8 protein-coding genes, 2 tRNA genes and 3 rRNA genes are annotated in these 12,967 nt (G+C 57.0%); 5 read left to right on the forward strand and 8 right to left on the reverse strand.

The window, feature by feature from the left end:
• The first annotated feature begins 130 nt into the window (after positions 1-130).
• Positions 131-532, forward strand: coding sequence for a lysozyme inhibitor LprI family protein (locus tag KI241_RS18560; protein WP_047737825.1), 402 nt, complete (start codon positions 131-133; stop codon positions 530-532).
• Positions 533-647: 115 nt separating this feature from the next.
• Here KI241_RS18560 and rrf read toward each other — a convergent pair.
• The 5 genes from rrf to KI241_RS18585 all read right to left on the reverse strand — a co-directional run bounded on the left by rrf (position 648) and on the right by KI241_RS18585 (position 5,839).
• Positions 648-763: ribosomal RNA gene (gene rrf / locus KI241_RS18565) — 5S ribosomal RNA — on the reverse strand.
• A 137-nt stretch (positions 764-900) separates the two neighbouring features.
• Positions 901-3,792, reverse strand: a 23S ribosomal RNA gene (locus KI241_RS18570).
• Positions 3,793-4,038: 246 nt separating this feature from the next.
• Positions 4,039-4,114 (reverse strand) — tRNA-Ala (locus KI241_RS18575).
• Between the two features lie 30 nt (positions 4,115-4,144).
• Positions 4,145-4,221, reverse strand: a tRNA-Ile gene (locus tag KI241_RS18580).
• Between the two features lie 82 nt (positions 4,222-4,303).
• Positions 4,304-5,839 (reverse strand): 16S ribosomal RNA (locus KI241_RS18585).
• The 16S, 23S and 5S rRNA genes sit together here with 2 tRNA genes alongside, the layout of an rRNA operon.
• A 681-nt stretch (positions 5,840-6,520) precedes the next feature.
• On the opposite strand from KI241_RS18585, the gene rhtA reads away from it, so the two are divergent.
• Positions 6,521-7,408: a threonine/homoserine exporter RhtA gene (rhtA, locus tag KI241_RS18590; protein WP_042729242.1), complete on the forward strand. Its 888-nt coding sequence runs from the start codon at positions 6,521-6,523 to the stop codon at positions 7,406-7,408.
• A 167-nt stretch (positions 7,409-7,575) separates the two neighbouring features.
• Entirely contained in the window at positions 7,576-7,857 is a 282-nt protein-coding gene (locus tag KI241_RS18595; RefSeq protein ID WP_042729241.1) for a hypothetical protein, read from the forward strand.
• Between the two features lie 5 nt (positions 7,858-7,862).
• Here KI241_RS18595 and KI241_RS18600 read toward each other — a convergent pair whose 3' ends face one another.
• Complete coding sequence (locus tag KI241_RS18600) at positions 7,863-8,426, reverse strand: TetR/AcrR family transcriptional regulator (RefSeq protein ID WP_042729240.1); 564 nt, start codon at positions 8,424-8,426, stop codon at positions 7,863-7,865.
• 89 nt (positions 8,427-8,515) lie between these two features.
• Between KI241_RS18600 and KI241_RS18605 the strand changes: the two genes are divergently transcribed.
• The gene (locus KI241_RS18605) at positions 8,516-9,244 is read left to right on the forward strand and encodes an SDR family oxidoreductase (RefSeq protein WP_042729239.1); all 729 of its coding nucleotides are present in this window, start codon (positions 8,516-8,518) and stop codon (positions 9,242-9,244) included.
• 33 nt (positions 9,245-9,277) lie between these two features.
• Complete coding sequence (locus KI241_RS18610) at positions 9,278-9,868, forward strand: 2-hydroxychromene-2-carboxylate isomerase (RefSeq protein WP_042729238.1); 591 nt, start codon at positions 9,278-9,280, stop codon at positions 9,866-9,868.
• A 9-nt stretch (positions 9,869-9,877) separates the two neighbouring features.
• Here the strand turns inward: KI241_RS18610 and KI241_RS18615 are convergent, their stop codons facing one another.
• Positions 9,878-11,686: an aminopeptidase P family protein gene (locus tag KI241_RS18615; protein WP_123578301.1), complete on the reverse strand. Its 1,809-nt coding sequence runs from the start codon at positions 11,684-11,686 to the stop codon at positions 9,878-9,880.
• A 49-nt stretch (positions 11,687-11,735) separates the two neighbouring features.
• On the reverse strand, positions 11,736-12,902 hold the full coding sequence (locus KI241_RS18620; protein WP_212802857.1) for an aminotransferase class V-fold PLP-dependent enzyme: 1,167 nt from the start codon (positions 12,900-12,902) through the stop codon (positions 11,736-11,738).
• Positions 12,903-12,967 lie beyond the last annotated feature (65 nt).

The following is a 12,967-nucleotide window of genomic DNA, read 5'->3' on the forward strand; positions in this document are numbered from 1 at the left end:
TGTGCAACAGTAGGCTTGTAAGACCACAAGGCCAACCGGAAAGTTGTATCAGGTCGTTGTTTCCAGCCCGGTGCCCCTGACCGATGTAAACTTCCCCAGCCATTTTTCATCCCTCAAGGAGAGACCCGGTATGTCCCCACGCCTGCTTCTGGCCCTGACACCTCTGCTTTTCATCAGCCCTGCCCAAGCCGACGACTGCGCCAATGCCATGACTCAAGGCGATATGAACCAATGCTCGGCCCAAGAGTACAAGGCGGCCGACAAAGAGCTGAATGACCTTTACAAGCAGATCACGGGACGCCTGAAGGACAATCCCGAGGCCAAGCAGATGCTGGTCAAGGCACAGCGCGCCTGGATCGCTTTCCGTGACGCCGAATGCGACTTCTCCACCTCCGGGGTCGAAGGCGGCAGCGTTTATCCACTGATCTACAGTACCTGCATGACCACGCAGACCAAGACACGGGTTGAAGCATTCAAGGCCTACCTCAACTGCAAGGAAGGCGACTTGAGCTGTCCAGTGCCCGAGGCTTAAGCGCCCTGCCAACAAAAAGGATGGCCTCTTCTAGGTCATCCTTTTTTGGGGCTGACTTTTTTCAGCGCAAAAACAAAACCCCAACTGCTTTCGCAATTGGGGTTTCGGAATTTAATCTTGACGATGACCTACTCTCACATGGGGAAACCCCACACTACCATCGGCGATGCATCGTTTCACTGCTGAGTTCGGGATGGGATCAGGTGGTTCCAATGCTCTATGGTCGTCAAGAAATTCTTGAGCCAGCGCGCTTTTCAGCGTTCCAGCAAATCGGGTATGTGATCAGGTGTGAGCCGCAAACTTTCGGTTCGTTTCGTCTTCACCACACCGCAATCTGGCTTTCTAAGCGCAAATTGCTTGGGTGTTATATGGTCAAGCCTCACGGGCAATTAGTACAGGTTAGCTCAACGCCTCACAGCGCTTACACACCCTGCCTATCAACGTCGTAGTCTTCGACGGCCCTTCAGGGAGCTCAAGGCTCCAGTGAGATCTCATCTTGAGGCAAGTTTCCCGCTTAGATGCTTTCAGCGGTTATCTTTTCCGAACATAGCTACCCGGCAATGCCACTGGCGTGACAACCGGAACACCAGAGGTTCGTCCACTCCGGTCCTCTCGTACTAGGAGCAGCCCCTCTCAAATCTCAAACGTCCACGGCAGATAGGGACCGAACTGTCTCACGACGTTCTAAACCCAGCTCGCGTACCACTTTAAATGGCGAACAGCCATACCCTTGGGACCGGCTTCAGCCCCAGGATGTGATGAGCCGACATCGAGGTGCCAAACACCGCCGTCGATATGAACTCTTGGGCGGTATCAGCCTGTTATCCCCGGAGTACCTTTTATCCGTTGAGCGATGGCCCTTCCATACAGAACCACCGGATCACTAAGACCTACTTTCGTACCTGCTCGACGTGTCTGTCTCGCAGTCAAGCGCGCTTTTGCCTTTATACTCTACGACCGATTTCCGACCGGTCTGAGCGCACCTTCGTACTCCTCCGTTACTCTTTAGGAGGAGACCGCCCCAGTCAAACTACCCACCATACACTGTCCTCGATCCGGATAACGGACCTGAGTTAGAACCTCAAAGTTGCCAGGGTGGTATTTCAAGGATGGCTCCACGCAGACTGGCGTCCACGCTTCAAAGCCTCCCACCTATCCTACACAAGCAAATTCAAAGTCCAGTGCAAAGCTATAGTAAAGGTTCACGGGGTCTTTCCGTCTAGCCGCGGATACACTGCATCTTCACAGCGATTTCAATTTCACTGAGTCTCGGGTGGAGACAGCGCCGCCATCGTTACGCCATTCGTGCAGGTCGGAACTTACCCGACAAGGAATTTCGCTACCTTAGGACCGTTATAGTTACGGCCGCCGTTTACCGGGGCTTCGATCAAGAGCTTCGCGTTAGCTAACCCCATCAATTAACCTTCCGGCACCGGGCAGGCGTCACACCCTATACGTCCACTTTCGTGTTTGCAGAGTGCTGTGTTTTTAATAAACAGTCGCAGCGGCCTGGTATCTTCGACCGGCGTGGGCTTACGCAGCAAGTGCTTCACCCTCACCGGCGCACCTTCTCCCGAAGTTACGGTGCCATTTTGCCTAGTTCCTTCACCCGAGTTCTCTCAAGCGCCTTGGTATTCTCTACCCAACCACCTGTGTCGGTTTGGGGTACGGTTCCTGGTTACCTGAAGCTTAGAAGCTTTTCTTGGAAGCATGGCATCAACCACTTCGTCACCCAAAGGGTAACTCGTCATCAGCTCTCGGCCTTGAAACCCCGGATTTACCTAAGATTTCAGCCTACCACCTTAAACTTGGACAACCAACGCCAAGCTGGCCTAGCCTTCTCCGTCCCTCCATCGCAATAACCAGAAGTACAGGAATATTAACCTGTTTTCCATCGACTACGCTTTTCAGCCTCGCCTTAGGGACCGACTAACCCTGCGTCGATTAACGTTGCGCAGGAAACCTTGGTCTTTCGGCGTGGGTGTTTTTCACACCCATTGTCGTTACTCATGTCAGCATTCGCACTTCTGATACCTCCAGCAAGCTTCTCAACTCACCTTCACAGGCTTACAGAACGCTCCTCTACCGCATCACTTACGTGATACCCGTAGCTTCGGTGTATGGTTTGAGCCCCGTTACATCTTCCGCGCAGGCCGACTCGACTAGTGAGCTATTACGCTTTCTTTAAAGGGTGGCTGCTTCTAAGCCAACCTCCTAGCTGTCTAAGCCTTCCCACATCGTTTCCCACTTAACCATAACTTTGGGACCTTAGCTGACGGTCTGGGTTGTTTCCCTTTTCACGACGGACGTTAGCACCCGCCGTGTGTCTCCCATGCTCGGCACTTGTAGGTATTCGGAGTTTGCATCGGTTTGGTAAGTCGGGATGACCCCCTAGCCGAAACAGTGCTCTACCCCCTACAGTGATACATGAGGCGCTACCTAAATAGCTTTCGAGGAGAACCAGCTATCTCCGAGCTTGATTAGCCTTTCACTCCGATCCACAGGTCATCCGCTAACTTTTCAACGGTAGTCGGTTCGGTCCTCCAGTCAGTGTTACCTAACCTTCAACCTGCCCATGGATAGATCGCCCGGTTTCGGGTCTATTCCCAGCGACTAGACGCCCTATTAAGACTCGCTTTCGCTACGCCTCCCCTATTCGGTTAAGCTCGCCACTGAAAATAAGTCGCTGACCCATTATACAAAAGGTACGCAGTCACAGAACAAAGTCTGCTCCCACTGCTTGTACGCATACGGTTTCAGGATCTATTTCACTCCCCTCTCCGGGGTTCTTTTCGCCTTTCCCTCACGGTACTAGTTCACTATCGGTCAGTCAGTAGTATTTAGCCTTGGAGGATGGTCCCCCCATATTCAGACAAAGTTTCTCGTGCTCCGTCCTACTCGATTTCACTTCTAAGATCCTTTCGCGTACAGGGCTATCACCCACTATGGCCGCACTTTCCAGAGCGTTCCGCTAAAATCAAAGAAGCTTAAGGGCTAGTCCCCGTTCGCTCGCCACTACTAAGGGAATCTCGGTTGATTTCTTTTCCTCAGGGTACTTAGATGTTTCAGTTCCCCTGGTTCGCTTCTTGCACCTATGTATTCAGTGCAAGATAACCATCTTATGATGGCTGGGTTCCCCCATTCAGACATCTCCGGATCACAGTCTGTTTGCCGACTCCCCGAAGCTTTTCGCAGGCTACCACGTCTTTCATCGCCTCTGACTGCCAAGGCATCCACCGTATGCGCTTCTTCACTTGACCATATAACCCCAAGCAATCTGGTTATACTGTGAAGACGACATTCGCCGAAAATTTGCATGCTCAATTAAGAACGCTCACAAATTTTACCTTAGCCTGATCCGTTACCAGTGAAAGTAACGTTCAGTCTATCTTTCTATCACATACCCAAATTTTTAAAGAACGATCCAGTCAAAAGACCAGAAATCAACATTCACCATCGCGTCGATGGAATGCTCATTTCTAAGCTTTCAGTCTCAGAAGCAGTAGTGGTGGAGCCAAGCGGGATCGAACCGCTGACCTCCTGCGTGCAAGGCAGGCGCTCTCCCAGCTGAGCTATGGCCCCGTATTTCTACAGGCGTTTCCCACACAAAATTGGTGGGTCTGGGCAGATTCGAACTGCCGACCTCACCCTTATCAGGGGTGCGCTCTAACCAACTGAGCTACAGACCCAATTTCGGGCTGCTTCTAATCGTCTTCTTCAATGAATCAAGCAATTCGTGTGGGAGCTCATGAAGCCGCTGCTGTCGTCGATTAAGGAGGTGATCCAGCCGCAGGTTCCCCTACGGCTACCTTGTTACGACTTCACCCCAGTCATGAATCACACCGTGGTAACCGTCCCCCGAAGGTTAGACTAGCTACTTCTGGTGCAACCCACTCCCATGGTGTGACGGGCGGTGTGTACAAGGCCCGGGAACGTATTCACCGCGACATTCTGATTCGCGATTACTAGCGATTCCGACTTCACGCAGTCGAGTTGCAGACTGCGATCCGGACTACGATCGGTTTTATGGGATTAGCTCCACCTCGCGGCTTGGCAACCCTCTGTACCGACCATTGTAGCACGTGTGTAGCCCAGGCCGTAAGGGCCATGATGACTTGACGTCATCCCCACCTTCCTCCGGTTTGTCACCGGCAGTCTCCTTAGAGTGCCCACCATAACGTGCTGGTAACTAAGGACAAGGGTTGCGCTCGTTACGGGACTTAACCCAACATCTCACGACACGAGCTGACGACAGCCATGCAGCACCTGTCTCAATGCTCCCGAAGGCACCAATCCATCTCTGGAAAGTTCATTGGATGTCAAGGCCTGGTAAGGTTCTTCGCGTTGCTTCGAATTAAACCACATGCTCCACCGCTTGTGCGGGCCCCCGTCAATTCATTTGAGTTTTAACCTTGCGGCCGTACTCCCCAGGCGGTCAACTTAATGCGTTAGCTGCGCCACTAAGAGCTCAAGGCTCCCAACGGCTAGTTGACATCGTTTACGGCGTGGACTACCAGGGTATCTAATCCTGTTTGCTCCCCACGCTTTCGCACCTCAGTGTCAGTATCAGTCCAGGTGGTCGCCTTCGCCACTGGTGTTCCTTCCTATATCTACGCATTTCACCGCTACACAGGAAATTCCACCACCCTCTACCATACTCTAGCTCGACAGTTTTGAATGCAGTTCCCAGGTTGAGCCCGGGGCTTTCACATCCAACTTAACGAACCACCTACGCGCGCTTTACGCCCAGTAATTCCGATTAACGCTTGCACCCTCTGTATTACCGCGGCTGCTGGCACAGAGTTAGCCGGTGCTTATTCTGTCGGTAACGTCAAAATTGCAGAGTATTAATCTACAACCCTTCCTCCCAACTTAAAGTGCTTTACAATCCGAAGACCTTCTTCACACACGCGGCATGGCTGGATCAGGCTTTCGCCCATTGTCCAATATTCCCCACTGCTGCCTCCCGTAGGAGTCTGGACCGTGTCTCAGTTCCAGTGTGACTGATCATCCTCTCAGACCAGTTACGGATCGTCGCCTTGGTGAGCCATTACCTCACCAACTAGCTAATCCGACCTAGGCTCATCTGATAGCGCAAGGCCCGAAGGTCCCCTGCTTTCTCCCGTAGGACGTATGCGGTATTAGCGTTCGTTTCCGAACGTTATCCCCCACTACCAGGCAGATTCCTAGGCATTACTCACCCGTCCGCCGCTCTCAAGAGGTGCAAGCACCTCTCTACCGCTCGACTTGCATGTGTTAGGCCTGCCGCCAGCGTTCAATCTGAGCCATGATCAAACTCTTCAGTTCAAACATCTTTGGGTTTTGAGAAAACCCTAAACTTGGCTCAGCAATCGTTGGTTACATCTTTGATTTCTCGCGGAGTAACTTGTGATGCTGATAATCTGTTGACTAGCAGTCTGACTCCACAAGCACCCACACGAATTGCTTGATTCAGTTGTTAAAGAGCGGTGGTTGATTCTTTCGTCTCAACCGAGGCGCGCATTCTACAGCGCCTGGTGTTGCTGTCAAGCGGTTATTTAAGAAGTTTTTCAAAGTTTCCCGTGGGAAACACTAACAACTTCAACCACTTGCGCTTTCGATCTCTCGTTAGCGGGAGGCGAATTCTACAGCGTTGTTCGCTGCTGTCAACACCTCTTTTTCACCGCTTTCGATCGAGAGGATCGAACCGTTGATAAAGCCAAACGACAGCGCCTTATCCACGACTTCCGGACCTCGATGAACTGAAGCCCTGCACTGCCTAAAATCGCTTATCTCATTGAAAATCAAGGAATTTTTCGTTTCGACTGCGCCGGAAGTGGGGCGAATTATAGACGTCTGGAATCTGCCGTCAACACTTAATTTAACTTTTCTATCAACACGCAAGCCGTTCTTCTAAATTCACGTCCGTATATAGACGGAAGGCTTTCGAATGCGCAATATACTGCTCAAATCTGCCTTCCTGCCTTTATCTCTGGACGACCGTTAGTAATGACTCCCCCTTCTCGCAGCCTGGTAACCACCTTGTTCCCGGTTGCCCTTCTATTAGTAGCCATGGCCTCCATCCAGTCCGGCGCCTCCCTGGCCAAAAGCATGTTCCCGATCGTGGGTGCACAAGGAACCACGACACTGCGCCTCATCTTCGCCAGCATCATCATGCTTATATTGCTGCGCCCCTGGCGCGCCAAGCTCACCGTGCAGTCCCTGCGCACGGTGATCGTCTACGGGATGGCACTGGGCGGCATGAATTTTCTGTTTTATATGTCGGTGCGTACGGTTCCCCTGGGAATCGCCGTGGCGCTGGAGTTCACCGGCCCCCTGGCCGTGGCGATCTACGCGTCGCGCCGGGCAATCGACTTCCTCTGGATTGCCCTGGCAGTGATCGGCCTGCTGCTGTTGATACCTACAGGCGCCTCCAGCGCCGGCATCGACCTGGTTGGTGCCGGTTACGCATTGGGCGCGGGCGTCTGCTGGGCGCTGTACATTCTGTTCGGCCAGAAGGCCGGTGCCGACCATGGCGTGCAAACCGCCGCACTCGGTGTGGTGATCGCCGCTCTGTTCGTCGCGCCGATCGGCATCGTCCATGCGGGCGCTGCATTGCTGACACCGAGCCTGATCCCCGTCGCCATCGGTGTGGCCGTACTGTCCACCGCCCTACCCTACACCCTCGAGATGGTCGCAATGACCCGCATGCCGGCCCGTACCTTCGGCACCCTGATGAGCATTGAACCCGCGATCGCAGCCATGTCCGGTTTCCTTTTTCTCCAGGAGTTCTTGTCCTTGGCACAATGGTCCGCCATTGCCTGCATCATTCTGGCGTCGGTCGGCGCAACACTGACCATGGACAGCAAGGCAACGCCAGCCGTCGCGGCGGATTGAAGCAGGATTTAACGAAGGTCTGGCATTTGCCGCGCATTTAGGCCATGTTTAGGTCCGTAACCCAATGTCAGACATGGATTTTTCATACAGGACGTCATGAACGCTTCAAGCGCAAGCGAACGCAACCGTACGCAGGCATAAGACCCACGACGGTGTTAAGGACGGGAATGAAACGAATTTTGATACTGATCGCCGTATTGGCCGTTGCTGGCTGCGCGGCGACGACGAAAACCGAAGTCAAGCGCGGTAAAAAAGGCCTGCATATCAATTGCTCCGGCCTTTCCTCTTCCTGGGATCAATGCGCTGCCAGTGCTGCCAATTCCTGTGCCCCCAAGGGCTACAAGGTCATTGCCAAGTCGGGTGATGCCGTGGAAGAACCCGGTGACTATCCCTTCGGGCTCAACCCCGCCGGCTACACCAGCCGTAGCATGATCGTGATCTGCAAGTAAGCACGTCAGTCGAGCCCGGCCAGCCGAAGAGTAATTTCGGCACGGCTGGACTCGAGGACCTCCTGCTGGACCTCAGGTGCAGCCATCATCCGCGCAACAACCATCGCCCCCACGCATTGGGACAGGATGGCCCAGGCCAGGGCTTCACTGCCCAACACCCGCGCCCAGCTTTCATGCAAGCGACAAACCCACGTTTGCGCCACGTCTCTCACCTGCTCATCCGATCGCGCAATCTCGGCGCCCAGCACGGGTAACGCACAGCCCACCTCGGGTTGTTCGACGTGGCTCATGCTCAGGTACTGCTTGAGACAGCGCGCCAGCTTCGCCTGGTCCATGGCCCCTTCGCCACTCAGGCGATCCAGGCTCTGGGCCAGCTCACGCTCGACGATGGCCTTGAAAAGCTCATCCTTGGATGAGAAGTGGCTGTAGAACGCCCCGCCGCTCAAGCCGATCGCTTTCATCAGGCCATCGACCCCCACCGTGGAGAACCCCAATGTCTTGGCGGACGCGGCGCTGCTGGCGAGCAGCTTCTCTCGGGTTTCCATCTTGTGATTGGCTGAATAACGCATGGTCCTGCCCCTGATTGCCTGTCTTGACGCTTGCCGGATCTTAGCATAACGTCCGTTTAGCTAACGATCGTTTACCAATGAGGCTAATCATGAATAACAACAAGGTCGTACTGGTCGTGGGCGCGGGCGATGCAACGGGTGGAGCGATTGCCCGGCGTTTCGCGCAGGAAGGTTTTATCGCCTGCGTCACCCGCCGCAGCGCCGACAAGCTCGAACCGTTGGTGGAAGGGATCCGCGCCCTGGGCGGTGAAGCCCATGGCTTCGCCTGTGATGCACGCAAAGAAGACGATGTCATCGCGCTGGTCGAACAGATCGAGCAGCAGATCGGCCCGATCGAAGCCTTCGTGTTCAACATCGGCGCCAACGTCCCTTGCAGCATCCTCGAAGAGACCGCCCGCAAGTACTTTAAGATCTGGGAAATGGCCTGCTTTTCAGGCTTCCTCAATGCACGGGAAGTGGCCAAGCGTATGGTCACGCGTCAGCGCGGAACGATTCTGTTCACCGGCGCAACGGCAGGGCTGCGCGGCGCTTCAGGGTTTGCCGCGTTCGCCGGGGCCAAGCATGGCATTCGGGCGCTGGCCCAGAGCATGGCGCGTGAGCTGGGTCCGATGAACATCCATGTGGCCCATGTGGTGGTGGACGGTGCCATCGACACCGACTTCATTCGCGATAACTTTCCGGAGAAATACGCGACCAAGGATCAGGACGGCATCCTGGACCCCGAGCACATTGCCGACAACTATTGGTATTTGCACAGCCAACCCCGTGACGCCTGGACCTTCGAACTGGACCTTCGCCCCTGGAACGAACGCTGGTAAACCCTCCCGTACAAATAACAAGAGAGCAGCGCCATGAGCAAATCGGTGGAGTTCTACTTCGATCTCGGCAGCCCGACCACGTACCTGGCCTATACCCAACTGCCAACGCTGTGTGCAGAGACCGGTAGCCAGTTGATCTATCGCCCGATGCTATTGGGTGGGGTGTTCAAGGCCACTGGCAACGCGTCCCCGGTGACCATACCGGCCAAGGGCCCTTACCTGTTCAAGGATTTGAAACGCTTCGCCGACCGTTACGGCGTCCCCTTCAGGCTCAACCCCTACTTCCCGATCAATACGTTGCTGCTGATGCGCGCCGTCACCGGCATGCAATTGCACCGGCCCGAGCGCTTCGAAGCCTTCCTCGATTGCCTGTTCCGCGCCTTGTGGGTGGAGGCGCGCAACCTCAACGACCAGGCGACGGTGGCGGCGGTGTTGGAAGAAGGCGGTTTCGATCCTGAGTACGTGCTGGCCCTGACCGCCAACGATCAGGTCAAGCAGGCGCTCAAGACGGCCACCGAAGCCGCCATTGAACGGGGCGTGTTTGGCGCCCCAAGCATGTTTGTCGACGACGAGCTCTACTTCGGCCAGGATCGGCTGGACTTCGTCCGTGAAGCCCTGGCCTGATCCTGCCGGTCAGATGGCCACCGTCCGCTCGTTCAGCCATTGCAGCGCCGCCCCGTCCAGCAATGGGCTCAACCGACGCTGAACCTCGGCGTGGTAAGCGTTGAACCAGTCCTTTTCTTCCTGGGTCAGCAACGATGGTTCCAGGCAGCGAGTGTCGATCGGGCACAGGGTCAGGGTTTCGAATTCGAGGAACTCTCCGAACTCGCTGCTGCCCGCCTCGCGGTTCAACGCCAGGTTCTCGATGCGCACGCCCCAACGACCGGGACGATAGGTTCCCGGTTCGATGGAAGTGATCATGCCCGGCTGCATCGCCGTTTGCGGCGTGGCCGCGGCCTGGTAGGCAATCACCTGCGGACCTTCGTGGACGTTGAGGAAGTACCCTACCCCGTGACCGGTGCCGTGACCGTAATCCACCTGTTCGGCCCAGATCGGCGCGCGGGCGATGGCATCCAGCAACGGCGACAGGATGCCCCGCGGAAACCTGGCCCGGGACAAGGCGATCACGCCCTTGAGCACACGCGTGCAATCGCGCTTCTGTTCGGCGGTGGGTGTTCCGACCGGCACCATGCGCGTGATGTCCGTGGTGCCGCCGAGGTACTGTCCGCCGGAGTCAATCAGCAACAGGCCATCACCTTCGATGACCGCATGAGCCTCTGGTGTGGCGTGGTAATGCGGCATCGCGCCGTTGGCATTGAACGCGGCGATGGTATTGAAGCTCAGCGACACATAATCCGGCCGGCGTGTGCGGGCGGCAGTCAGGTGTTCATCGATGGTCAGCTCGGTAATGCGCTCGCGGCCCCACGCCGTTTCCAGCCAGGCAAAGAACTCGCAGAGCGCCGCGCCGTCCTGCTCCATGGCCTTGCGGATGTGCTCGGCGTCAGCCAGGCTCTTGCGGGACTTGGCCAACGTCGTTGGGTTGAGACCTTCGACCAGCGTTACATCGCTGCCCAGGTTATCCAAAAGCCCGACCGTGACCCGCGCCGGATCGACCAGCAGGCTCGCCCCGCCTGGCACTTCACGCAATGCAGGGGCCGCTTCGTTGTAGTCACGCAGGCACACCCCGTCCTGTTCAAGCACGGCACGCAGCGCTGCATCCACTTTGTCCAGGGCCACGAACAACGTGGCCTGCTGCTGATTGATCAAGGCAAACGAGACGAACACCGGGTTGAACGACACATCGGCGCCGCGCAGGTTGAACAGCCAGGCGATGTCGTCCAGCGTGGCGATGAAATGCCAGTCGGCCCCACGTTCCTTGAGGGCCTCGCGCAACTTGGCGAGTTTCTCGACCCGGCTGACCGTCGCCTGGGGAGGCAAATGCGCGTAGACCGGTTGATTGGGCAGGCTCGGGCGATCGGTCCAGATTTCGTCAAGCAGGTCGATGTCCGTACGCAACCGCGCACCTCGTTCCGCCAACTTGCCGCTCAGGGTCCGGGCCGAAGCCACGGCCATCACCGCACCGTCCACCGCCACGACCCCACCCTTGGGCGTTTGCTCGGCGAGCCAATCCAGGGGACCGGGCTGGCCCGGGATCAGCTTGACCAGCTCGATACCGCTGCCTTCCAGCTCATGAGTGGCCTGTTCCCAGTACCGACTGTCGGCCCAGACGCCGGCAAAACCGGCGGTCACGATCAATGTGCCCACCGAGCCATGGAACCCCGACAACCACTGCCGCCCCTGCCAGTAACCCGGCAGGTATTCCGACAGATGCGGGTCGGCCGATGGCACCAACAGCGCATGGATACCCTGCTGATTCATCCGTTGGCGAAGTCGGGCCAGGCGCTGGGGAACCAGTCCGTGGGTCAAAGGCTCGGTGCTCATCGTTTCTCCTGCTCATTCATGTTGTTGTTCGCTGCCGAAGACGCTCGGCTCATGGGGTGGTGGCCCAAAACGCCGGCGCCGTCGCACATGCAGCCTTGATCAGCCGTACCGCTTCATCGATGTCCTGCTCGGTGGTATAACGCCCCAGGCTCAGACGGACGGTGCGTCCCGCCGCGCGTGCATCATGCCCCAAGGCCAGCAGCACGTGGGACGGCGTGTTATGCGCCGAGTTGCAGGCCGAGGTCGCGGAAAAGGCAATCGACGCACCCAGGGTCGCTGGGTCGAACGTCCCTTCATTGAACGTGAGGCTTAATGTGTGGGGAATTCGCCGGGTCGCGCTGCCGTTGATACAAACCCCGGGCAAGGCCAGCAGCGGCTCCAGCAAACGATTGCGCAACCGGGCGATCTTGGCCAGCTCTTCATCAAACGCCTGGGCGGCCAGTTCGAACGCGGCGCCCATGGCAGCGATCTGATGGGTCGCCAGGGTCCCGGAACGCAGGCCGCCCTCGTGCCCGCCACCGTGAATCTGCGCCGCCAGCCGCGGCCGGGCACGGTCGCCGACGTACAGCGCACCAATCCCCTTGGGGCCATAGATTTTATGGGCGGAAAACGACATCAGGTCCACCGGCCAGCGGGCCAGGTCGATCTTCACCTTGCCGGCGCCCTGGGCGGCGTCGACATGAAACAGCGCACCGTGCTCACGCACGATCTCGCCCGTGGCCACGACATCATTGACGGTGCCCAACTCGTTGTTCACCAGCATCAGCGACACCAGGAACGTGTCTTCACGCAGAGCGTCGCGAACCGCCTGGGGGCTGATCAGCCCCTCGGCGTCCGGCGCCAGCCATGTGACCTCGACGCCGCTTTCCTCGAGCTGTCTTGCCGTGTCGAGGATCGCCTTGTGCTCGATCAGGCTGGTGATGACATGGCCACCGCCCCCGGCGCGGGCCTGGGCAACGCCCTTGAGGGCCAGGTTGTTGGATTCGGTAGCGCCGGAAGTCCAGACGATCTGCTCGGGCTGGGCGCCCACCAGATGCGCCACTTGCTGGCGGGCCCGATCGACCGAGAGACGGGCCTCCTGGCCGAAAGCATGGGAACTGGAAGCCGGGTTGCCGAAGTTGCCGTCAAAGCCAAGGCACTGGACCATGACCTGTATGACCCGCTCATCCACCGGCGTGGTGGCGGCGTAATCGAAATATAGCGGACGTTTTTTCATGGGAAACTCGCAGAGCCTGCTCCGGGATCAGGCGCCCTCGTTGGGGTTCGAGACTAGCAATACCT

The sequence above is a fragment of the Pseudomonas sp. Cab53 genome (assembly GCF_018325965.1).
Taxonomy (GTDB): domain Bacteria; phylum Pseudomonadota; class Gammaproteobacteria; order Pseudomonadales; family Pseudomonadaceae; genus Aquipseudomonas; species Aquipseudomonas chlororaphis_E.